Origin of the sequence: Skermanella rosea (assembly GCF_016806835.2) — a bacterium.
GTDB lineage: Bacteria > Pseudomonadota > Alphaproteobacteria > Azospirillales > Azospirillaceae > Skermanella > Skermanella rosea.
In genome coordinates, this window is sequence record NZ_CP086112.1 from 534,051 (window position 1) to 556,122 (window position 22,072).

General features: G+C 69.7%; 16 protein-coding genes and 1 pseudogene. 6 read left to right on the top strand and 11 right to left on the bottom strand.

Going from position 1 to position 22,072, the window contains the following annotated elements; genetic code table 11:
• Positions 1-21: 21 nt before the first annotated feature.
• From JL101_RS30995 to JL101_RS31010, 4 genes and pseudogenes are all read right to left on the bottom strand, one after another.
• On the bottom strand, positions 22-972 hold the full coding sequence (locus tag JL101_RS30995; protein ID WP_203104435.1) for a sensor histidine kinase: 951 nt from the start codon (positions 970-972) through the stop codon (positions 22-24).
• Positions 972-3,206 carry an HWE histidine kinase domain-containing protein gene (locus JL101_RS31000; protein ID WP_228435561.1) on the bottom strand — a complete coding sequence of 745 codons (2,235 nt, stop codon included), beginning with the start codon at positions 3,204-3,206 and terminating at the stop codon, positions 972-974. Before JL101_RS31000 ends, JL101_RS30995 begins: the two co-directional genes overlap by 1 nt.
• Before the next feature lie 84 nt (positions 3,207-3,290).
• Positions 3,291-4,404, bottom strand: a pseudogene (locus JL101_RS37025) (ISAs1 family transposase).
• 385 nt (positions 4,405-4,789) lie between these two features.
• On the bottom strand, positions 4,790-5,734 hold the full coding sequence (locus tag JL101_RS31010; protein ID WP_203101780.1) for an AEC family transporter: 945 nt from the start codon (positions 5,732-5,734) through the stop codon (positions 4,790-4,792).
• 124 nt (positions 5,735-5,858) lie between these two features.
• On the opposite strand from JL101_RS31010, the gene JL101_RS31015 reads away from it, so the two are divergent.
• Positions 5,859-7,808, top strand: a complete 1,950-nt coding sequence (locus JL101_RS31015) for an alpha/beta hydrolase family protein (protein WP_203101781.1) — start codon at positions 5,859-5,861, stop codon at positions 7,806-7,808.
• Positions 7,809-7,915: 107 nt separating this feature from the next.
• Here the strand turns inward: JL101_RS31015 and oxlT (JL101_RS31020) are convergent, their stop codons facing one another.
• Positions 7,916-9,232: an oxalate/formate MFS antiporter gene (gene oxlT / locus JL101_RS31020; RefSeq protein ID WP_203101782.1), complete on the bottom strand. Its 1,317-nt coding sequence runs from the start codon at positions 9,230-9,232 to the stop codon at positions 7,916-7,918.
• A gap of 408 nt (positions 9,233-9,640) precedes the next feature.
• Here oxlT (JL101_RS31020) and JL101_RS31025 point away from each other — a divergent pair, with 408 nt between their 5' ends.
• Entirely contained in the window at positions 9,641-10,354 is a 714-nt protein-coding gene (locus JL101_RS31025; protein ID WP_203101783.1) for a CBS domain-containing protein, read from the top strand.
• 85 nt (positions 10,355-10,439) lie between these two features.
• Here JL101_RS31025 and JL101_RS31030 read toward each other — a convergent pair whose 3' ends face one another.
• On the bottom strand, positions 10,440-10,646 hold the full coding sequence (locus JL101_RS31030) for a DUF6494 family protein (protein WP_203101784.1): 207 nt from the start codon (positions 10,644-10,646) through the stop codon (positions 10,440-10,442).
• A gap of 118 nt (positions 10,647-10,764) precedes the next feature.
• Here JL101_RS31030 and JL101_RS31035 point away from each other — a divergent pair, with 118 nt between their 5' ends.
• On the top strand, positions 10,765-11,571 hold the full coding sequence (locus JL101_RS31035; protein ID WP_203101785.1) for an NUDIX hydrolase: 807 nt from the start codon (positions 10,765-10,767) through the stop codon (positions 11,569-11,571).
• A gap of 159 nt (positions 11,572-11,730) precedes the next feature.
• Positions 11,731-11,898 carry a hypothetical protein gene (locus tag JL101_RS31040; protein WP_203101786.1) on the top strand — a complete coding sequence of 56 codons (168 nt, stop codon included), beginning with the start codon at positions 11,731-11,733 and terminating at the stop codon, positions 11,896-11,898.
• A gap of 4 nt (positions 11,899-11,902) precedes the next feature.
• Here the strand turns inward: JL101_RS31040 and JL101_RS31045 are convergent, their stop codons facing one another.
• Positions 11,903-12,094, bottom strand: coding sequence for a hypothetical protein (locus JL101_RS31045; RefSeq protein WP_203101788.1), 192 nt, complete (start codon positions 12,092-12,094; stop codon positions 11,903-11,905).
• A gap of 535 nt (positions 12,095-12,629) precedes the next feature.
• Here JL101_RS31045 and oxlT (JL101_RS31050) point away from each other — a divergent pair.
• Positions 12,630-13,961 carry an oxalate/formate MFS antiporter gene (gene oxlT, locus JL101_RS31050; protein WP_203101790.1) on the top strand — a complete coding sequence of 444 codons (1,332 nt, stop codon included), beginning with the start codon at positions 12,630-12,632 and terminating at the stop codon, positions 13,959-13,961.
• Positions 13,962-14,079: 118 nt separating this feature from the next.
• Here the strand turns inward: oxlT (JL101_RS31050) and JL101_RS31055 are convergent, their stop codons facing one another.
• From JL101_RS31055 to JL101_RS31070, 4 genes are all read right to left on the bottom strand, one after another.
• Positions 14,080-14,496, bottom strand: coding sequence for a hypothetical protein (locus JL101_RS31055; RefSeq protein WP_203101792.1), 417 nt, complete (start codon positions 14,494-14,496; stop codon positions 14,080-14,082).
• A gap of 209 nt (positions 14,497-14,705) precedes the next feature.
• Entirely contained in the window at positions 14,706-16,967 is a 2,262-nt protein-coding gene (locus JL101_RS31060) for a xanthine dehydrogenase family protein molybdopterin-binding subunit (protein WP_203101794.1), read from the bottom strand.
• On the bottom strand, positions 16,964-17,461 hold the full coding sequence (locus tag JL101_RS31065) for a (2Fe-2S)-binding protein (protein ID WP_203101795.1): 498 nt from the start codon (positions 17,459-17,461) through the stop codon (positions 16,964-16,966). Before JL101_RS31065 ends, JL101_RS31060 begins: the two co-directional genes overlap by 4 nt.
• A gap of 10 nt (positions 17,462-17,471) precedes the next feature.
• Positions 17,472-18,755, bottom strand: a complete 1,284-nt coding sequence (locus JL101_RS31070; protein ID WP_203101796.1) for a c-type cytochrome — start codon at positions 18,753-18,755, stop codon at positions 17,472-17,474.
• A gap of 191 nt (positions 18,756-18,946) precedes the next feature.
• Here JL101_RS31070 and JL101_RS31075 point away from each other — a divergent pair, with 191 nt between their 5' ends.
• Positions 18,947-22,045 (top strand): hybrid sensor histidine kinase/response regulator, encoded by a 3,099-nt coding sequence (locus tag JL101_RS31075; RefSeq protein ID WP_228435562.1) that lies wholly within the window; start codon positions 18,947-18,949, stop codon positions 22,043-22,045.
• The last annotated feature ends 27 nt before the right edge of the window (positions 22,046-22,072 follow it).

Genomic DNA, 22,072 nt, shown 5'->3' on the forward strand with positions numbered 1-22,072 from the left:
CCCCTGCCCGTCCCGCGACCCTCACGCGGGGAAGACGATTCGGGTCAGGCTGGCGCCCGGTTCCGGCAGGACCAGCTCCCCGTCGAGCTGGGAGACCAGGCCCTCGATGATCTGGAGGCCGAGGCTCGGGACGACCTCCCGCGGCATCCCCGGACCGTCGTCGGCCACGGTGAGCGAGGCGCGATGCGGGTCGAGGCGCTTCAGGTCCACCTCGATCACTCCGTGGTCGCGCCCCTTGAAGGCGTGCTTGACCGAATTGGTCATCAGCTCGGTCAGGATCAGGGACAGCGCCGTGAGCCCGCGGAGGTCCATGCGGACATCGTCGGCCTGCACGCGGCAGGCGACGTTCGAGGCGCCGGTGGCTTTCAGAAGGTCGTCGCAGAGGCCGCCGAGATAGTCGCCGAGCGGCTGGTCCAGGGCGGCCGGTTCGTGCAGCCGGCGGTGCAGCCTGGACATCATCTCCAGCCGGTGCATGGCGTCGTCGAACGCGTTCTCGGCCGACGCCGGATCGGCGGCGACGGCCGCTTTCTGAAGCATGAGCAGCGAACTGACGAAGGAGAGATTGTTGGCGACGCGGTGCTGCAACTCGGCGAATAGGGTGGTCTGCCGACGGGCGAGTTCCGCGGAGACCTCCTGCGCCGCCTTGAGACGTTCGCCCGCGCGCCTCATGGCGTGGATGATGGCTATGTCGACGCCGACGATGAAGACGTAGAAAGCCAGGGCGAGCGCCGTGTCCGCCGTGAGCCCGAAGGAGTCGAACGGCGGTATGAACCAGTACCAGGCGGCCAGGCCGCTCAGGACGGCGCACAGCGTACCCGCGCGCGTGCCGGCGACGAAGCAGGTCAGGATGACCGCGGGGAAGAAGGTGATGTAGGGGAATCCGGGCGGCAGCACGGAATGGAGCAGGAACCGCGCGAGGAGACCGACGAGGAACGCCGCCGCCGCGAAGCCGTAGCCCGGCAGGGGCGCCATCAGGACACCCGCCCGGACAGAAGGCGGTCGACCGCGGCGATCAGCTGGTTGCCGTTGACGGGCTTGGTCAGGACCGGCGCATTCCTGTGGTGCTCGGCGATCCCGCCGCCGTTCTGGTAGCCGGTGCAGAACACGAACGGCACGCCCCGATCAAGCAGGATGTCCGCCAGGGGGAGCACCGTTTCCCCGAACAGGTTGACGTCGAGCACCGCCGCCTCCGGGTCTTCGGTTCGGGCAAGCGCGAGCGCGTCCCCGACCCGGCCGACCGGCCCCAGGACGCGGAACCCCGCGTCGTTCAGGAGCTTCTTCAGGGCAAGGGCGGTCAGCGCCTCGTCCTCGACCACCAGGACCCGCCGTTCCCGGTGGTGCGGCAGGGTGGCGGCGTCGCTTTCGCGGGGTTCGGATCTTTCGGAAACGTTCCGAAGGTGCCAGACGTCGGACGGCAATACCAGCCGGCATCTCAGCCCCCGTACCTGCCAGTCCATCTCCAACCGTCCCATCAGCTGCCCCTCGATCGTCTGGCGCATCAGCGTGATGCCGAAGCCACCGGTCCCGGGCGGCATGGCTGCGGGTGGGCCGCCTTGTTCCTCCCAGTCCAGGCAGAGGCCGCCCTCCTCCGGATCGGGTCGCCATTCGACGCGCAGCCGGCCCCCCGGCCTGGACAGCGCGCCGTAGCGGGCGGCGTTGGCCGCCAGCTCGTGAAGGACCAGGGTCACCGCCTGTGCCGCCTCGGCCCGGATCGACGCTCCCGGCCCGGCCGCGTCAAGGATATTGTCCGGCCCGCGGAGGGCGTCCACCTCGCCTTCCACCAGGCTGCGGATGTCCACGCCCGACCATCCGGACGCCGCGAGGAGGACATGGGCCCGCGCCATCGCCGCAACCCGGCCCTGGACGGCTTCGGCGTAGACGGCCGGATCCTCGGCGCGGGAGAGCTGCACGATGGCCTGTACCACGGCAAGCGCGTTCTTGGCCCGGTGATCCACCTCCCGCATCAGCAGCCGAAGCCGCGTCTCCGTGGCCCGCCGGTCGGTCAGGTCGGCCGCCATGGTGACGACCAGGCGCCGCCCCCGGGTGTCATGGCCGATCGGCGCGGACCGGAACGCCCAGACCAGCGTGCGCCCGTCGGCGGCCCGGATCTCGTAGTCGCCCTCGTCCAGTGGACCGTCGAGTTCGTAGAGCCGGTCGATGTCCATGCGCACCGTGTCCATCCGCTGGCCATAGGCGCGCGAGGTCCAGTCCGCCACGGTCCCGATCTCGTGGGCGGCGTACCCGGTCAGGTCGAGCCAGGCATGGCTGACCAGGGAGATTTCGCCGTCTTCGGCGTGCACCATGACGGGAAACGGCGCCTCTTGGACCACGCGGCGCAGGCGCTTCTCGCTTGTCCGTGCCAGGGCTTCGGACCGGTCCAGCCGGGCGGCGTGCAGGATCACGGCCGCCGCGAGGACCAGGGCGGTGAGCGCTGCCACCAGCACCATCCGGAATTCCGACCCGTAGATGCCGGAGTTCACGCCCCGGTCGAGGAGCCAGGCCGCCCCGAACGGTCCGGCGACGGCGATGGGAAGGAGAGTCCGGGCCGTGGCGGCACCCGGCCCCGGTCCGGTCAGCCAAGCGATCGACCTGGAGTTCGGCGCCAGGGCGAAGGTGCCGGCCGTCAGCGCCAGCAGGGCCAGGGCGGTCGGCAGGGCCATGGCGGTGGCGAAGCCGGTCCCCCGGAGAACATCCGCGCCGATCATGTAGCCCGCCCCGGCCAAGGCGGGCGGAAGGGCGCCCAGCGCCGCGAGCCACGGCGCCGGAAAGCCCCTTCCCCACCCTCTTCCGGAAACCGCGATCCCGAGGGCGGTCGGCAACAGGCTGAGCGCGGTAGCCCAGGCCATGCGGCCCGGGGTCGGGTGGCCCGCGGTGACGGCGACATCGTCGAAGATCCGAATACTGTCCAGGGGGAGCGGAATACCCGCCGCATAGGCCAGCAGCGTCCATGCCGCGACGGCCGCGACCGCTCCGGCGGACAGCGTCGCGACGATGCCCGCGAGGCGTCCGGGCAAGCTCCGCGCGCCGAGGCCGAGCGCCGCGAGGCACAGGCACACGGCGGTCAGGGGAAGCATCTGCAGGCTTTCCGGTACCGGCCCGGCGGTGATCCACCCTGCGATCCGGCCGGCGATGGAGCCCCCGGCGATCAGGGCCGCCAGGGCGGCGCACAGGCGCGCGACGATCCTGGCCCTGGCCGTCACGTCCATGGCCAGGCTTTCGGCCCGCCGGTGCGCCGCGCGGCCGGAGCGCGGCGGGCACTCCCATCCGGACCCAGGGCTGTTCAGTTCTCGCTATGAGAGGCGATATGCGAGCGCATTGTCGAAGTTGAGCGCGTTGACGTAGAGTTCGCGGGCGATGTTCTGGACGCCGTTGGCCCGCAGGATGTTGATCGCGAAGCTGCGGAACCGGGCGACGTGGGTGGGCTTGACGCGGGTTCGGCTGGCGTCCTCGCCGAACGTGACGTCGCGGACCCAATGGCTCCGGTTTTCAATCGCCCAGTGCCCCCGGACCGCCCGTCCGAACGCCTCGGCGCCGAGCGCGACCTGGCAGGCGTAGAACGAGACGTCCTCGGTGGCGTGCCACAGGCCTGACCTGGTGTCCTTGTGCCAGGTCAGGCGGGCGACGCGGGCGGCGCAGACGATTAGGCCGTCCCATTCGGCGTCGAGTTTGCCCCGGACATCGAAGGTCTCGACCGTGCGGGTCTCGTGGCGGCCGTGGCCCTTGGGATCAACGCTCCTGTGGCTTTCGGCCGGGGGCTGGGTGGCGGCGATGGCCTCGAGCGTGGCCAGCAGGGTCGGCTGGTTGGCCTTGACCTGGGCGAGCAACGCGTTGCCGGTGTCGCGGGCCGCCTCAAAGGTTTTTTTGACAGTGCAGCGCGTCGGCGGTGAACAGCACGCCGCTCAGGCCGAGCTCCGCGATCAGGCGCTGGGCCGCCGGGATCTCGTTGCTCTTGTCGTCGATCTCGCTGTGCGCCAGCAGGATCGCCGCCTCCGAGGCGAACGCGCTGAGCGCCTGGGCCGCCTTGCGGTCGTTGAGGTGGTCGAAGCTGCCCTTGAGCGTCTTGCCGTCGAGCGCGATCGCCGGCATCCCGCCCTCGGGGCGCGCCAGCAGGCTGGCGGCGTGCCGGCGGAACGCCCGCTCCAGGGCGTCGGCGTCGAGGTCCTGGAGCACGGTGCGCAGGGTGTTGACCGATGGCGCCCGCCTCAGGGCGACGCCGAACAGCTCGTTGAGCAACTCCCGGCGCTGCTCCAGGAAGACGATGATGCGGCGGTACGAGGTCGCGCCGGACAGCAGCGCCAGCACGGTGAACAGCAGCAGCGGCGCCAGCGGGTAGCGCTTGCCCGCCGCGCGCCGCGGATCGGGAACCTCGCCCAGGGCCGCGAGAAGCCGGCCGAACGGTACCATGGCAACCCCCAAGTCCAGGAATTGCCGAGCAAGGATTCACACATTCGCGCGAGATGGTAGACTCTTTCTACGCTGCTTCACACCCCGCCAGGACTCGCTGCGCGCGAGTCAGGCGCGCAACGGGGAGAACTGAACAGCCCTGCATCCGGACCGAAGGCGTGCATAAGGTTCGACGTCCCATGAAACATCAGCTGATTTTATGTAATAGCTGCTCTATCGGGAGCATGGTTTTAACGAATTTATTCATTTTCTTCTTCTGCAACAGGATTTCTCAACAATGTCAGCGACCTGCATCTTGTTCACTCGCAAATCCGGAGTAGGTTTTGATTATGGATCTGAGCGGCGCAAGATCAAAATATTAGTTATCTCATGATTTGCCCTGCCGTCAGACCGGATGAAGCAGCGCCAGGACCACGGTGATGCTGACCACGGACAGCAGGGTCGTCAGCATGACGGCATTGACGGCGCCGGCGACATAGCAGCCGAACTGGTGGGCTTGCAGGTACACGTTGGCTCCGGCAGGCAAGGCGGCGGTGACGGTCGCCACGGCGACGGCCTCGGGCGACAGGCCCGCGACCTTGGCCGCCAGCAGCCAGACGACCAGGGGATGCAGCACCAGCTTGAGGACGGCCACGGTGAGGGCCTCCACCAGTTCGCCGCCGATGCGGAGCGCGCTCTGGGCCTGCGCGGCGCCCAGCGCGATCAGGGCGGTCGGCGACGCCGCGGCGGCGAGCATCGCGGTCATCCTGTCCAGCGGCTCCCAGATGCCCAGGCCGGTGAAGCTCCAGGCGAGGCCGCTCACCAGGCCGATGATGATCGGGTTGGACAGGGTCTCCTTCACCGCGGGCAGGACGATCGACATCAACCCCCCGGAATGTCCCCGCCCGACGGCGATCAGGACCGTGGTCACCGGAAGCAGGATGAGCGAGTGGAAGGCGATGATCTTGGTCTGGAGGACGACGCCCTCGGGACCGAAGGCGGTCTGGATCAACGGAAGGCCGAGCAGCACGGCGTTGGAATACATCGCCGCCATGCCGAACACGCCGAGCTGGTCGAGCCGCAGCCGGAACAGCGTCCGGCCGCAGGCGAGCGCCAGGGCCAGGATGACCAGGCAGCCGCCGAAATAGGCCAGCGCTATGGCGGGTTCCATGTTCCGGGCCGTCCCTTCCGCCGCCGTGGAGCGGAACAGCAGCACGGGGATCATCAGCCAGGTCGCCGCGTTGGCGACGCCGCGCACCGCCGCCGGCGGCAGGATCGACGTCCGCCCGGCGACGTAGCCGACCAGGATCAGGCCGAACACCGGCAGAATGATGTTGATGAAGATCATCATGGGGATGTCGGTTTCCTGGATTGGGCCGTCGGACCCGCGTCCCGGCACGGCGCGGGGGTATGGCGCGGGCCGGTCGAGGCGGGTTAGACAGGGACTCCGCACCCCACAAGCGAGGAACACAGAGATGCGCACTGCCCCTTACGGAGCCTGGAAGTCGCCCATCACGACGGACCTGATCGTCGGCGAGGCGGTGGGGCTAAGCGAGCTTTGCGTGGATGGCGGCGATATCTACTGGATCGAGGGGCGGCCCTCGGAGAAGGGCCGGAGCGTCATTGTGAAGGGGAGCGCCGACGGTGTCATCCGCGATCTGCTGCCGCCGCCGTTCTCCTCCCGCAGCCGCGTCCACGAGTATGGCGGCGCCAGCTACGTGGCGGCCGGCGGCACGGTCTGGTTCGTGAACTTCGCCGACCAGCGGATCTGGCGGCTGGACGAGGGGGCGGAACCGGTTCCCGTCACCGTCGGGGACGCCGGCTGGCGCTTCGCCGACCTGGTGCTCGACGCGCCGCGCGGCCGGCTGATCGCGGTCGGCGAACTGCACGGGGAGTCCGGGAACGGCGAACCGCTCAATGTCCTGGTGTCGGTCCCGGCCAGGCCGCCCGCGCTGGCGGCGCCGGAGAAGATCGCGGCCGGGGCCGACTTCTACGGGGCGCCCCGCCTCTCCCCGGATGGCGGCCGGCTGGCCTGGATCGAGTGGAACCACCCCAACATGCCCTGGGACGGGACCAGGCTGATGGTGGCGGGGGTGCGGGACGACGGCACCCTGGCCGATCCCCTGGAGGTGGACGGCGGGGACGACGTCGCCGTCGTGCAGCCGTCCTGGTCGCCGTCCGGCGCGCTGCACTACGTCTCGGACCGGAGCGGCTGGTGGAACCTGGTCCGCTGGGGCGGTACGGGAACCGGCGCCGATGCCGGGGTCCCGCTTCTCCCCATGGCGGCGGAGTTCGCCCGCCCCTACTGGAACTTCGGCCAGGCGACCTACGGCTTCGCCGGCGACCTGATCGCCGCAGCCTTCACCCGCGACGGATTCTGGTCCCTGCTGACCGGCATCGGCGACGGGCTGACTCCCCGGGCCGCGGACATCCCCTACGACCAGATCGGCGCGGTCAGGCCGATGGTCGGCGGCGGCATCGCGCTGCTGGCGGGAAGCGGCAGGGAGCCGGGCTCGGTCGTCCTGCTGACCTCCGACGCCGTCCGGGTCCTGCGCCGCTCGGCGCCGGTCGACCTGCCGGAGGGGACGATTTCGGTCGCCCGATCGATCGAATTCCGGAGCGCCGGCGGGCGGACCGCCTATGCCTTCCATTATCCCCCGACCAGCGCCGACCACCGGGCGCCCGACGGCACCCGGCCCCCGCTGCTGGTCAAGAGCCACGGCGGGCCGACCTCGGCGGCGTCGCCGCAGCTGAGCCTGCCCATCCAGTACTGGACCAGCCGCGGCTTCGCGGTCGTCGACGTGAACTATGCGGGATCGAGCGGCTTCGGGACCCCGTACCGTCGGGCGCTCGACGGCGCCTGGGGCGTGGCCGACGTGGAGGACTGCGTTGCGGCCGCGACATACCTGGTCGGCCAGGGACTCGCCGACCCCGACCGGATCGCGATCACCGGGGGCAGCGCCGGCGGATACACCACCCTGTGCGCCCTGACCTTCACCGACCGGTTCCGGGCGGGGGGAAGCCATTACGGCATCTCGGACCTGGAGGCGCTCTATCACGACACCCACAAGTTCGAGTCCCGCTACCTGGACCGGCTGATCGGGCCGCTGGAGACGTCGGGCGATATCGTCGAGGCGCGGTCGCCGATCCATCATCTCGACCGGATCGACTGCCCGGTCATCCTGTTCCAGGGTCTGGACGACAAGGTCGTTCCGCCCAACCAGGCCGCCATGATGGCCGACGCGCTCCGCGCCAAGGGCCTGCCGGTCGCCCTCCTGACCTTCGAGGGCGAGGGCCACGGGTTCCGGCAGGCGGCGACCATACGGCGGACCCTGGAGGCCGAACTGTGGTTCTACGGCCGGATCTTCGGCTTCGAGCCGGCCGACGCGATCGACCCCGTCGAGATCGACAACTGGCCCGGCTGACCGGCGGAGAGCTCGAAAAAAGGGAGGACCGGCCCGCCGCGGGCCGGTCCTCCCAGGTTGCCCACACGGGTGGGTATTCCTTGATCTACTCGGGATCTACTCGGGATCTACTCGGCGAGCGAGGCTGCCGGGCGGCTGGCCGGCGCGGTACCGCCGACGGAGTTCTCCTGCATGATCCGAGCCCTCATCGGCTTTAGGACGAACAGGGCCAGCACGGCGGCGAGCGCGTTGACGCCGGAGGCCAGCACGAAGACCATGTCCCAGCTTCCTGTCGCGGTGGCGATTACGCTGCTGATCGGGACCAGGAGGGCCGCGGTGCCCTTCGCGGTGTAGAGCAGGCCGGCGTTGGATGCCGCGTATCTGGAGCCGAAGGTGTCGCCGCAGGTCGCCGGGAACAGGCTGAAGATCTCGCCCCAGGCGAAGAACACCAAGCCGGTCAGGAACACGAACGCCATCGGGTGATGGCCCCACTTGGCGAGCGCCAGGATACCGACCGCCTCCAGGGCGAAGGCGATGAACATGGTGTTCTCGCGGCCGATATGGTCCGAGACCCAGCCGAAGAAGGGACGCGTGACACCGTTCAGCACCCGGTCGATCGCCAGGGCGAAGGTCAGCGCCGGCAGGGTCAGGCCGACCAGCGTGATCGGGGTTTCGGCCAGGCCGTAGTCCTTGGCGATCGGGCCGATCTGGGCGGTCGCCATCAGGCCGCCGGCCGCCACCACGGTGAACATCAGGTACATGATCCAGAACACGGGGGTCTTCGCCATCTCGACCGGCGTATAGTCGCGTCGGCTCTGCCCCACCTTCCCCGGGCGGGCGCTCGGCAGTTCCGCGGCCCGGGGGGCGCGCAGCAGGAAGGCCAGGAGGAAGACGGAGCCGCCCTGGATCAGGCCGAACACCATGAAGGTGTGCTCGTACCCGGACGACGCGATCATGTTGGCGATCGGGATGATGGTCAGGGCCGACCCCGCGCCGAAGCCCGCCGCCGTGACGCCGGCGGCGAAGCCGCGGCGGTCCGGGAACCACTTCAGGGCATTGCCGACGCAGGTGCCGTAGACGGCGCCCGCGCCGATTCCGCCGACGGCCGCGGCGAAATAGAGCATCGCAAGCGAGTCCGCGACGGAATTCAGCATCCAGGCGATGCCGCACAGCAGGCCGCCGGCGATCGTGACGATCCTGGGGCCGTAGCGGTCGACGAACCAGCCCTCGATCGGCACCAGCCAGGTTTCGGTCACGATGAAGATGGAGAAGGCGACCTGGATTCCCGTCAGTCCCCAGCCATGCTTGGCATCCATGGGACTGACGAACAGTGTCCAGCCATATTGAAGATTGGCGACCATGGCCATGCAGATGACGCCGACGATCAGTTGCAGCCAGCGGCCGCCGGGCGGACCGCTGGTATTCGCTACCTGATTATTGAGCATTTTCACTCCCTCGTCCTGTACCGACGATTGTCTGTTCTCTTGCCTGATCTCTGGTCGTCCGCGCCGCGGCACGGACATTCAGGTCTTCATGGTGCGGTAGTTGGCATACGGTATTCTGAACTCGGAATACGAAATACCTTTCGGCCCGGCCGCGCAAGGGCGCCGACCGCGAAAAACAGACTTTTCGTTCCGCTTTGCGAGAAACCTCTCCGCGATGCGGGAGAAAAGCTGGTGGCCTGCCCGGAAGCGATCTGGCCGCCCGCTTCCTGATGCCCCCTTACTGTCACCGCTCAACTCTGGTAGTTGGTATAACGTATGCCAGATTGCCGCCGTCATGGGCTTCAAGGCCCGGGCGATTTGCATCGAACCCAGGAAGCATCGAACTCAAGAAAACGAACGGAGGAAACGATGAAGGCCGGCGACATCATGACCCGCAGCGTCATTACGATCGATGCGGACAGTACCGTCGCGGAAGCGGCGAAGCGGATGCTTGAGCACCGGATCAGCGGCATGCCCGTCGTCGACGGCCAGGGCCGCGTCATCGGCGTCATCAGCGAGGGCGACCTGTTGCGGCGGGCCGAAACCGGGACCGAGACCCAGGGCAAGGGCCGCGGCTCGTGGTGGCTCGGTCTCGTCGCGAGCGCCTCGTCGCAGGCGGACGCGTTCACCAAACAGCACGGCCGGGCCGTCCGCGACGTGATGAGCGCCAACGTGATCAGCGTCGACGAGGACGCCGCCCTCAACGAGGTGGTCGAACTGATGGAAAGCCGGCGGATCAAGCGGGTCCCGGTCACCCGCGACCGTCAGGTGGTCGGCATCATCAGCCGGGCGAACCTGATGCGCATCCTGACGACCCTGGAACCCGGAACGGCCGCCCCGTCGGCGGACGACAAGACGATCCGCGAGCGGGTGCTGAAGGCCTACGCCGAGCAGCCCTGGGCGCCGGACTTCGGCGAGAACGTCGTGGTGAAGGACGGCGTCGTCCACCTCTGGGGCGCCGTGCGGACCGAATCCCAGCGGCAGGCGCTCGTGGTCGGCGCGCGGACTGTCCCGGGCGTCCGGGACGTCGTGGACCATATCGACGTGGTCGATCCGGTCGCGGAAGGCTTCGTGGGCTGGTAATCAGCACCGCCCGCCAGGGCGGCGGGTCCCGGATCGTGCGCAGGCGCGGCCCGGGAACCGCCGCGCGGGGCAGTCTCGAACGGCGTCAGCCGAGCTCGATCTCGCCGTCGATCTCGTGGCGCAGGTCGACGCCGTCGATGGTGAGCACGACCTTGGCCGACAGGGTCTCGCCGCCCTTGATCCGACCCGACCTGATCGCCCGATCCACCGCGGCCTCGATCTCGCGCTGGGAGGTCACCCCGACGACCTTGAGAAACTTGCGGACTTCCATGTTGAAGGTGTCCGGATCCATCCTGTCTTCTCCCTGTCCGCCGTCGCACCGAACGGCGCTTGGTTGCTGCTTCGATAATCAACCTTGCACAAAGTCCGTGCACCGTACTACCCTCTCATTCTGGCATGTGGTGTACGGTATGCAAAGAATACGCAAGGCACCCGACAAGGCCCCGGAGACGCGCTCCGCCCCGCGCCCGGCGGCGACCCTGATCCTGCTGCGCGATGCGCCCGGCGGGCTAGAGACCCTGATGATCGAACGCCACGCCGGACTCGGTTTCGCCCCGGGCGCGCTGGTGTTTCCGGGGGGATGCCTCGCCGCGGAGGATCACGAGACTTCCGGAAGTTCCGGCGGCGGCGTGCATCCGGCCCGGCTGGCGGCGATCCGGGAAACCTTCGAGGAATGCGGCATCCTGCTGGCCCGGCAGCGGCATGACGGCCTCCTGCCCGATCCTGCCCGCTGTGCCGACCTGGTGGCGCGCTACCGCGCCCGGCTCCTGTCCGGCGACATCACCTTCGGCGCCCTGCTCGAGGCGGAGGGGCTGGTTCCCGCGGACGACCGCCTCGTCCCCTTCGGCCACTGGGTGACGCCGTCCGTGCGCCCCAGGCGCTTCGACACGGTCTTCTTCATCGCGGCTGTCGCCCCCGGCCAGCAGGCCGAACCCGACGGCTCGGAAATCGTGAGTTGCCGGTGGGATCGTCCGGCGAAAATCCTCGGTGAGGCGGATGCCGGCGCGGCGCGCCTGATCTTCGCCACCCGGATGAACCTGATGCGCCTTGCCGCCAGCCGCACCGTCGCGGAGGCGGTTGAGGCGGCGATGCGGCAGCCGTTGGTCAGGATCGTGCCGGAATGGATCGAAACGCCCGACGGCGCGGAACTCCGCATACCGGAAGGGGCCGGATATGGCCCCTGCGTCGTGCCGGCCGTCCCGGCGGACCTAGCTTAGGAAGGGGGCTTAGGAGGGGAAATGGCCGGCGCGGATGCCGCGCCTCAGAACCCCGTTCCGCCAATCGGGAAAGGGGCCGGGTAAGGAACGGAGCCGGTTGCGTTTGCCGACAGGTCCGTTGAAGATGAAACCGATAATAAGAGAGAAGTGGGAGGACGCGTGCAGATCAGGAAATTACGGGACGCCCCGGCGGACGGCACGCACCGGAAGGTGCTGGTCACCACCCTCTGGTTCGGTGTGCTGAGCGGGCTGTGCCACGGGGCCGTCCTGCTGCTGGCCGGATCACCCGGACCCGACCTGACGCGCATGGTCTGGACCAGCTTCTGACGGATCACTCGATCCAGAACGGCCGTTCGTGGCCTTCGCCGTGCTGGGACAGCCGGTCGGATGTCCAGAAGATGCCGTCTCCCTCGTCCTCGCCGGCGGACGCGGAGAACGGCCAGGCGGAACCGGAGGTCAGGGCGTGCGTGACGAGGCCGGCGAAAGCCATGAGGGTGAGGAGGAAGTCGGAGTTCTTCAGCATGTTCCAGGTTCCCTTGGTCTGAGGCGGTGCGCCTGTGTCGTTTGCTGCATAGCAACATAAAGGCGGAGCCGAGGGACATCAAGCGGTCTGGAATACAGAATACCAGAGGTCAGCCTTGCATCCACGGCAGGGCTGGCCTTGGCGCGTCCGCAAGTAAAACCCGGATGGCACCTCCCTCCGGCGTGGTATTCGGCCGCCCCATTCCAGTCCCGAACGCCCCTCCGGCCGCCCGGCCGGCGCCTGCCGGAGTCGCGGCCTAGTCGTTGGGCATACTCCTCGCCGCCGGGAATTGGTTTCTGTTTCAATCGATTGTCCGGCGCCGCTTTGGAATTCTCGTTCCGCATCGTGGAAAAATTATAAAACCATTTGCATCGTTGTTGGTGTTTGGCATTCAATATACCAGACACCAGAGGGCGTCACGTTGTCGCAGCCGGGAACCGGGAGGTTCGGAGGCTGCCGATACGGGATCCAGACCCTCCGGAAGGACAAAAAACACCGGACCAATAGTCGTCCATCCACACGGAGGAAATGTCCGATGCATACATCGGTTGATCAACAGGGAAGGACTCGGGCTCCTGATTCCGCCCGCACGCGATGGATACAGCTCGCCGTCGGCGTGATCTGTATGGTGGCGACGGCTAACATCCAATACGCCTGGACGCTGTTCGTGCCGGAAATCCAGGCGACCTATGGATGGGCTCGCGCCTCGATCCAGGCCGCCTTCACGATCTTCGTCGTCGTCCAGACCTGGCTGACCCCCATCGAGGGTTATTTCATCGACAAATACGGCCCGCGCGTGATGGTCGCCGTCGGCGGCGTGCTGGTCGGCCTCTCCTGGATCATCAACTCCTATGCCACCACGCTGACCGGCTTCTATGTCGGCGCCGCGGTCGGCGGCATGGGCGTCGGCTGCGTCTATTCGACCTGCATCAACAACGCGCTGAAGTGGTTCCCGGATCGCCGCGGCCTCGCGGTCGGCCTGACCGCCGGCGGCTACGGTGCCGGCTCGGCCCTGACCATCCTGCCGATCGCCGCCGTGATCGCGTCGAGCGGCTACCAGAGCGCGTTCTTCTACTTCGGCGCCATCCAGGGCATCGTCATCTTCGCCGTGGCCTGGTTCCTGCGGTCGCCGCAGAAGGGCGAGGTCAAGTACTCCACGAAGTTGTCCCAGTCCCGCCGCGACTACACGCTGGGCGAAGCCCTGCGCACCCCGGTGTTCTGGACGATGCTGGTCATGTTCACCCTGACGGTCACCGGCGGCCTGATGGCGGTCGCGCAGCTCGGCCTGATCGCCCACGACCTCGGCGTCAAGGAATTCCCGGTCAACCTCTACTTCTTCACCATGGCCGCCCTGCCCTTCGCGCTGATGCTCGACCGGGTCATGAACGGCCTGTCGCGTCCCCTCTTCGGCTGGATCTCGGACCATATCGGCCGTGAGAAGACCATGTTCATCGCCTTCACCATGGAAGGCATCGGCATCATCGCGCTGGGCTATTTCGGCCACAACCCCTACGCCTTCCTGATCCTCAGCGGCGTCGTGTTCCTGGCCTGGGGCGAAGTCTACAGCCTCTTCAGCGCCACCGCCGGCGACGCCTTCGGCACCAAGCATGTCGGCAAGATCTACGGCCTCCTGTACTGCGCCAAGGGCATCGCGGCCCTGATGGTCCCGCTCGGCAACATCCTGATGGAAGCCACCGGCACCTGGTCCACCGTGCTCTACACCGTAGCGATCATGGACCTCATGTCCGCCACCTGCGCCATCGTGATCCTGCGACCGATGCTGGCCCGCCACCACGCCCGGAACGAGCAGGAATACCGCCTCGCCAACGTCGGCCAGGCCCAGCCAGTCGGCTCGGCCACCACCTGATCCCCCCTCGAACCCAGACCTAACCGTTCGGGATCGAAACTTGCGCCGCTGCCGAAAGGCAGCGGCGCTTTTCTATGTCCGGGCGGCAGGCCGGCCGGCGGCCGGTCCGCCGGAATCCTCAGTCGGAGTCGCGGCGGGCCTGGCCGACCTTGACCGCCTGCGAAACGCGCCCGATCTCGCGCGGGTCGGTGCTGACCGTCGGATTGGGATTCTCGACCATGGTCATCGACCGGTTCGCGGTCCTGCCCGAGTTGGGATGATGGCGAACGCGGTTCCGGCGTTTCAGCTCCAGGGCGCGTTGCGCGTAGTCGGCCTGGGTGCCGCCCGATCCCGCCTTCCGGATCCGCCCGAGCTCGCGGTTGAGGCGTTTCACCGCGCCGGCGAAGATCGCCGCCTTCGCTTCCGTGCCGGTATTGTCGCGGGCGGCGGAGGCGCCTCGGGGCTCGGCCTTGCCGCGCATCTCCCGGCGCTGTTGGCGGGAGCGATCCCTCGACTTCTGGCGATATTCGCGCAGCAGCTTCAAATTGCCTGCCAATGTATCCTCGGAAAGGCCGCATATCGCGGGATAGTGTGTCTGGCTTACGACTTCGAATTCACTTGCGGTCAGCAACCGCTTCTCCGTCGAAATGGGCACACTCATCGAACTGCTCCTTCCTGTGTGAAACCCGATAACTCTCGTCATCGGACTCCCTAGTTGGAGTTGTTTCGGAGATTTCCAGCCTTGAAACGCCCGTGCGCCGGGCCTTACACCCCGATCGCCGCCTTGATGCGGTCGCGGGTCAGCGGCAGGTCGCGCAGGCGGACACCGGCGGCGTCGGCCACCGCGTTGGCGATGGCGGCCGCCGCCGGTCCCTGGGCGGCCTCGCCGGTGCCCAGGTAGGGCATCCCGGGGCGGTCGATCACGTGGACCTCGACGCTGTCGGGCACCTGGTCGAAGCGCAGCACCCGATAGCTGCTCCAGTCCCGGCTGGTGATCCGGGTCCGGTCGAAGGTCGCGCGCTCCAGCAGCGTCCAGCTGGCGGACTGGATGATGCCGCCCTCGGTCTGGTTGCGGATGCCGTCGGGGTTGACCGCCTGCCCGCTGTCGATCGCGGAGACGGCGCGCACCATCCGGACGGCGCCGGTCTCCCGCTCGACCGTGACCTCCACGGCGACCGCGCAGTAGGCCGCCAGGTTCTTGTAGCGGGCGAAGCCGAAGCCCCGGCCCCGGCCGGCGGGGAGATCGCCGGCGGCGGGCCAGCCGAAGCGCTCGGCGGCCAGGGTCACCACGTCGCGCGCCCGCGGGTCCTCCAGGTGGCGCAGCCGGAACTCCACCGGGTCGGCCCCAGCCTCGCGCGCCAGCTCGTCCATGAAGCTTTCCAGCGCGAACACGTTCATGTAGCCGCCCAGCGCCCGCAGGGCGGAGACGCGCAAGGGCATCTCCGGGATGAAATGATGGGTCACCCGGGCATTCGGCAGCGCGTAGAGCGGGATCGCGTTGCGGTCGCCGCCGCCGGCCGGCTGGGGAATCGGCTTGGGCGGATCGGGCTGGAAGGGCCGGGCCAGGTGCCAGGCCGGCATCAGGGCCCCCGCCCCGCCCGGCCGGGTCGAGTGGGCGTTGCTCCAGACCTCGTAGCTCCAGTCGACGATCCGGCCCTCGGCATCGAGCGCACCCGCCGCGCGCGACAGCATGGCCGGGCCGAACGGTTCCCAGGAATGCTCGTCCTCGCGCATCCACTGGACGCGCACCGGCCGGCCGGGGAACGCCCGGGCGAGCAGGGCGGCGTCGGCGCCGGCGTCGTCGGCCCCGTTGTGGCCGTAGCAGCCGGCCCCCTCGGTATGGATGCAGCGGACCCGGTCCTCCGGCAGCCCCAGCATCTCGACCAGGGCGGCCCGCAGCGGGTACATGCCCTGGGCGTGGGACCAGACCGTCATCATGCCGTCCTGGAACAGCCCGACCGCGCAGGACGGGCCGATGGAGGCGTGGACATGGTATTCGCGCCGGTACTCGGCCTCCAGCCGCCGCACGGCGCCGGAGGCCGCCGCCAGGCCGTCCTGCCGGTCGTGGATCACCGTGTCCTCGGACGGAAGGGCCAGCAGGGTATCGAAGATGTCTGCCTGGTCGGGCAGCGCCGTCGCGTCGTCCCAGACCGCCGCGCGGGCGAGCGCGCGGGAGGCGGTCACCGCCTGCCACTCCCGTTCCGCGACCACGGCCAGGTAGCTGCCGTCCCGGTGTACGCCGACGACCCCGGGCATCCCTTCGACCGCCGCGGCATCGACCTCGCGCAGGCGGGCGCCGTAGCCCGGCGGGCGGACGACGCGGGCATGGACCATGCCGGGCAGGCGGAGATCGTGGACATAGGCCGGGCCGCCGGTCACCTTCGCCGGGATGTCGACCCGCGGGACGTCGCGGCCGATCACCGTGTAGTCCTCCGCGGGCTTCAAGGCGGCGCCCGCCTCCGCCCGGATCCCGTCGAGCCCGTCTCCGCCGACCAGGTCGCCATAGCCGGCGGTCCTGCCGTCGGGGGCCGTGACGGAGCCACCTTCCAGGCGCAACCCATCGGCCGGGACGTCCAGCCGCTCCGCCGCCAGGTCCAGCAGGATCGCCCGGACCTGGGCCGCCGCGTGCAGGATCGCGGTGCCGCTTTCCTGCATGGACTGGCTCCCGGCGGTGAAGCTCTCGTTAGGCGTCCGGCCGGTGTCCGCCGTGACCAGGGCAATGGCGGCGGGATCGACGCCCAGCTCCTCCGCCGCGACCTGGGTCAGCGCCGTCCTGATCCCCTGCCCCAGCTCGGCCTTGCCGGTGAACACGGTGATGGCACCGTCGGCGTCGATCCGGATCCAGGACTCCAGGGACGGGTCGGCCCCAAGCGCCTTGGGCAGCCCGACGCCGCCCCCGCCGTCCGCTTCCTGCGGCGCCTGGGCCGCCAAGCGGCCGGGCATCAGGGTGAATCCGACCAGCAGCGCGCCGCCGCCGAGGAAGGCGCGGCGCGACAGCGCCCGGGGGAAGCCGGCCAACTCTTTCATCGCGCGTCCTCCTGCCCGGTTCCGGCGGCATCGGCCGTCTGCATCGCCTGGGCGGCCCGGCGCACCGCCTTGAAGATCCGCATATGGGTGCCGCAGCGGCACAGGTTGGGATGCAGCGCGTCGCGGATCTCGGCGTCGGACGGCGCGGCCGTCCGCTCCAGGAGCGCCTGGGCGCTGATCATGAATCCGGGAATGCAGTAGCCGCACTGGGCCGCCTGTTCCTCGATGAAGGCGCGCTGGACCGGCCCCGGGTCGTCGGCGGTGCCCAGGCCCTCGACCGTCCGGATACGCCGCCCTTCCAGCGCCGCCACCGGGGTCACGCAGGAGACCACCGGCGCGCCGTCCACCAGCACCATGCAGGAGCCGCACTGCCCCAGCCCGCAGCCGAATTTCGCCGCGTTGAGCCCGAGGTCGTCGCGCAGCACGTAGAGCAGCGGCGTCGCCGGGTCGGCATCGACGCTGTGGTCCCGGCCGTTCACGGACAGGGTGATCATGGGGTTCCTCCTATTCCGCGGATCGGCCCGAGCGGGCCTCGGCGACCTTGGCCTCCAGACCGTCCCAGGCCGGCCCGCCGGAGAACCGCGTCCGCAGCCAAGCCGTCAGCTCGGCCACCTGCGCGTCGGTCAGCGCGTTGGCGAAGCCTGGCATCAGGGGCTGGGCCGCGGCGTCCGGCGTCTCGACGCCGTGCAGGATCGCCCGGATGGCGTTGCTGGGATTTGGCTGCGCCAGCGATGTGGCCCGGTCCAGGGCGACCGGCGCCTGGAACTGGAGCGGCCCGCCGGGTTCGTGGCAGGTGGCGCAGGCCCCGGCATAGATCGTCGCCGCCCGGCTGTGTTCCTGCCCCCGTTCCTCCTGGCCGACGCTGGCGACCGGCTCCGGGGGAGGCCCGTCCGGGGCGCCCATCCGGTCGGCGACATAGGTGGCGATCGCCCGGACATCCGCATCCGGCACGTCGGAGAGGTTGCGCACCACGGGCGCCATGGGTCCCGAGGCCACGGCATGATCCTCGCTGATGCCCGTGCGCAGGTAATCGAACAGGGCATCCCGGGTCCAAGGGACCGGCGCGGTCGAGTCCCGGTTCAGCGCCGGGGCATGCCAGCCTTCGGAGAAGCCGCCGGCGAACTCCCGGTCGGTCTCGCGGGCGCCCAGCGCGTTGCGCGGCGTGTGGCAGGCGCCGCAATGGGACAGCCCCTCGGCCAGATAGGCGCCGCGGTTCCACTCGTCCGACCGCTCCGGGTCGGGGCGGTACTCCCCGGTCTCCAGGAACAGGAGCTTCCACCCCGCCAGCAGGGGCCGGAAGGTCAGCGGCCAGGGCAGCCGGTTCGGCGGCGCCTCGGCCCGGACGGGCTCGCGGGTCATCAGGTAGGCGTAGAGCGCCCGGTTGTCCCGCGCGGTGACCTTGGTGAAATGATCGTAGGGGAAGCCCGGATACAGGTGCTCGCCGGAGCGGCCGACGCCCTCGGCCATCGCCCGCTGGAAGGCCTGCTCGGACCAGGATCCGATGCCGGTCTCCGGATCGGGCGTGATGTTGGTGCCATGGATCGTGCCGAACGGCGTCTCCAGCGGGTAGCCGCCGGCGAAAGGCTTGCCGCCCGGCGCGGTGTGGCATTGCAGGCAATTGCCCAGGGCCGCCAGCTTCGCCCCCTGGGCGATGTCGGCCGGCTCGAAGGCGGCGCGCCCGGGCGGGTCCACCGGGTCGATCTCCGATCGCCAGGCGAGCACGGCGAAACCGATCCCGCCCGCCGCGACCGCCAGCAGAACCCCGCCCGCGACATGGGATACCCGCATCGGCCGGCCTCCTTCCGCTGATCCCCGATCCGGAACCCGGCGCGGGTCCCACTCTCGCAGGTTTCAACTCCCGGAAGGGCCGATCGGTTCCGCGGGAAAGGCCGCTGACCGGGCCGATCGCCGAAATGCTTAAGTCACGATTTATTAACCAATCAAATCCAAGGTCGACTCTTCCGGAACCAGTTCACGCCATGCCCGTCACGTCCTCGCTTCGCCGCCTGCCCGCCATGCCCCTCCGCCGACACCTGCTGGCACTGGTACTCGTCACCCTTCTGCCCATGCTAATCCTCGGGGGAACGCTGACCGCTTGGCTGGCGACCGAGCGGAGGGCCAGCGTCGAACAGGGGCTGCGGGAGACCGCCCAGGCCCTGGCCATGACGGTCGATCGGGAGGTGACCGCCAACATCGAGGCGCTGCGGGGGCTTGCCGTCTCGGAATCGCTGGTCGAGGACGACCTGAAGGAGTTCCACGAGCGCGCCCTGCTGGCGCGCCACCTGCACTCGAACTGGCAGAACGTCGTCCTGCTGGACCCGGACGGCATCCCGCTGGTCCATACCGGACTGCCGTTCGGCGCGCCGCTGCCGCGGAGTTCCAACCCGGAGCTGCTGCGCTTCGCGACGCAGGCGCAGCGGCCGGTGGTGTCGGACCTGTTCACCGGCAGCCTGTCGGGCGAGGCCGGCGTCGGCCATGTCGTGCCGGTGATGCGCGACGGGGCCGTGCGGTACCTGCTGACCGCCTTCGTGCGCCCGCAGGCCTGGGCGTCCCTGCTCGCCGAATTCAGTCCGCAGGACGGCATGGTCGTGGCCGCCTTCGACCGCCGGGGCCGGTTCGTCGCGCGGAACCGGGACTCCGCGGCCTTCGTCGGCCGGATGATGCCGGACTGGCTGTCGGACGCCCGCAGCCGCTCGCCCAACGGGATGGCGCACGGCACGTCGCTGGAAGGAACGGACCTGGTCAGCGCCTACCGGTCGTCCCCCCTGACCGGCTGGACCCTGTTCGTCGGCGCGCCGACGGCCGATATCGACCGGCCGCTGGTCGGGACCCTGTGGATCGCCGGCGGGCTGGCGGCACTCCTTCTCGTCACCTCGCTGGTCCTGGGCCGCGCGCTGTGCCAGCGGATCCTGGGTCCGATCGAGGCCCTCGCCGAAGCGGGCCGGGCGCTCGCGAACCTGCACCGGGCCGGCGGCTCCGGCGTTTCGCCGCGGCGGTCGGCGCCGATCGCGGAGGTCGAGCGCCTGTGGCGGGCCCTCGCCGACGCCAATTCCAACATCCTCAGCGCCGGGCGGGCGACGGAGCAGGCCGAGGCCCAGTACCGCTCGATCGTGGACAGCGCCGTCGACGCGATCGTGGTGATCGACGACCAGGGGACGGTACGGTCCTTCAACCGGGCGGCGGAGCGGATCTTCGGCCATGCCGCCGGGGATGTCATCGGCGGCAACATCAAGATGCTGATGCCGGAAGCCGAGGCGAGCCGCCACGACGGCTATCTCGCCCAGTTCCGGCGGACCGGCGAACGCCGGATCATCGGCAGCGACCGCGCGGTCGAGGGGCGGCGCAAGGACGGTTCGGTGTTTCCGCTGGAATTGTCGATCGCGGAGTGGCAGGCCGACGGCCGCCGCTTCTTCACCGGGATCATACGGGACATCACGGAGCGCCGGGAGGCCGAGCGGGAGCGCGAGGAGATGATCGGCCGGCTGGAGACCAAGCGGCTCCACCTGCGCGCGATCATCGACACGATGCCGGTAGGATTGCTGATGGCCGACGCGCCGTCCGGCAGGATCGTCCTGGGCAATCCCGAGGTCGAGCGCATCCTGGGCCACCCCGTGCTGCCGACGCCCGACGTCGCGGCCTATTCCGCCTGGGGCGCCTGCGATCCCGACGGCGCGCCGCTGGCCCCCGAGGCCCACCCGCTGGCCCGCGCCCTGGGCGGCGAGGAGGTCCAGGCGGAGGAGATCCGCTACCGCCGCGGCGACGGATCGACCACCTGGATCAGCATCAGCGCCGCGCCGATCCGGGCGGCCGGCGGGCGGATCACCGGCGCACTGGTCGCCTTCAAGGACATCGGCGCCTCCAAGGCGTGGGAAGGCCGGCTGGCGCTGGCGAAGGAGCAGGTCGAGCGGGCCAACCTGGCGAAATCCAAGTTCCTGGCCGCCGCCAGCCACGACCTGCGCCAGCCGATGCAATCGCTGTTCTTCGTCTCCACCGCGCTGGAGCGCCATGTCGCGACCGATGCCGGGCACGCCCTGCTGGAACGGCTCGGCCAGGGACTGGGAGCCCTGAAGGACCTGCTGGACAGCCTGCTCGACGTGTCCAAGCTGGATGCCGGCGCGATCGTGCCGGAGGTGGCCGACGTGCCGATCGGCCCGCTGATCGACGAAACCGCCGCCTGCTTCGCCCCCGCAGCCGCGGCCAAGGGGCTACGCCTGTCGCGGGACGCGGCCTGCGACGTCGCGGTGCGCAGCGACCGCACCCTGCTCGGCCGGATCATCCGCAACCTGATGGAGAACGCGATCCGCTACACCGAGGCGGGCGAGGTCAGGATCCGGTGCCGCCCGGCGGCGGACGGAGTCCGCGTCGAGATCGCGGACACCGGCATCGGCATCCCGCCCGAACACCTGGACCGGATCTGGGAGGAGTTCCACCAGATCGGCAACCAGGAGCGCGACCGCAGCCAGGGGCTCGGTCTCGGCCTCGCCATCGTCCAGCGCCTGTCGCGGCTGCTCGGCCACCCGGTGGAGGTCCACTCCGTGCCCGGCACCGGGTCCGTCTTCTCGATCCTGCTGCCGGCCGCGTCCCGGCCCCTCGGCGCGGAGATCCGCCGGGCGGGACCGGCAGCCGACGAGGCCGGAGCCCCCTCCGGCCGGGGCCGCGTGGCGCTCGCCATCGACGACGACGCCATCGTTCTGATGGGCATCCGGTCGATGCTGGAGGACTGGGGCTACGAGGTGCTGGCGGCATCGTCCGGCGACGAGGCGATCGCGGCCCTGGAACGGAGCGGCCTGACGCCGGACATCGTCGTCACGGACTACCGGCTGCGCAACGGCCAGGTCGGGACCGACTGCCTGCTGCGGATCCAGGAGTTCCTGGGCCGCAAGGTGCCGGGCGTGGTCCTGACCGGGGAAACCGGCCAGGACATCGTCTCCGCGATCGTCGCCATGGGTTTCGGCGCCGCCCACAAGCCGATCACCGGCGCCGAGATGCAGGCCGCCATCGAGCGCCAGATGGCGCGGCACGCGGACGGGGCCGCGGGCGCCGTGCCCGAGGAAAGCCGGGTCGCGGAGATGGCCTGACGCCGGAGAAGGCCCGGCGCGGTCCGG

Coding starts and splice junctions, on each gene's coding strand:
- JL101_RS30995 (WP_203104435.1), bottom strand. CDS start 972: ATGGCGCCCCTGCCGGGCTACGGCTTCGCGGCGGCGGCGTTCCTCGTC.
- JL101_RS31000 (WP_228435561.1), bottom strand. CDS start 3,206: ATGGACGTGACGGCCAGGGCCAGGATCGTCGCGCGCCTGTGCGCCGCC.
- JL101_RS31010 (WP_203101780.1), bottom strand. CDS start 5,734: ATGATGATCTTCATCAACATCATTCTGCCGGTGTTCGGCCTGATCCTG.
- JL101_RS31015 (WP_203101781.1), top strand. CDS start 5,859: ATGCGCACTGCCCCTTACGGAGCCTGGAAGTCGCCCATCACGACGGAC.
- oxlT (WP_203101782.1), bottom strand. CDS start 9,232: ATGCTCAATAATCAGGTAGCGAATACCAGCGGTCCGCCCGGCGGCCGC.
- JL101_RS31025 (WP_203101783.1), top strand. CDS start 9,641: ATGAAGGCCGGCGACATCATGACCCGCAGCGTCATTACGATCGATGCG.
- JL101_RS31030 (WP_203101784.1), bottom strand. CDS start 10,646: ATGGATCCGGACACCTTCAACATGGAAGTCCGCAAGTTTCTCAAGGTC.
- JL101_RS31035 (WP_203101785.1), top strand. CDS start 10,765: ATGCAAAGAATACGCAAGGCACCCGACAAGGCCCCGGAGACGCGCTCC.
- JL101_RS31045 (WP_203101788.1), bottom strand. CDS start 12,094: ATGCTGAAGAACTCCGACTTCCTCCTCACCCTCATGGCTTTCGCCGGC.
- oxlT (WP_203101790.1), top strand. CDS start 12,630: ATGCATACATCGGTTGATCAACAGGGAAGGACTCGGGCTCCTGATTCC.
- JL101_RS31060 (WP_203101794.1), bottom strand. CDS start 16,967: ATGAAAGAGTTGGCCGGCTTCCCCCGGGCGCTGTCGCGCCGCGCCTTC.
- JL101_RS31065 (WP_203101795.1), bottom strand. CDS start 17,461: ATGATCACCCTGTCCGTGAACGGCCGGGACCACAGCGTCGATGCCGAC.
- JL101_RS31070 (WP_203101796.1), bottom strand. CDS start 18,755: ATGCGGGTATCCCATGTCGCGGGCGGGGTTCTGCTGGCGGTCGCGGCG.
- JL101_RS31075 (WP_228435562.1), top strand. CDS start 18,947: ATGCCCGTCACGTCCTCGCTTCGCCGCCTGCCCGCCATGCCCCTCCGC.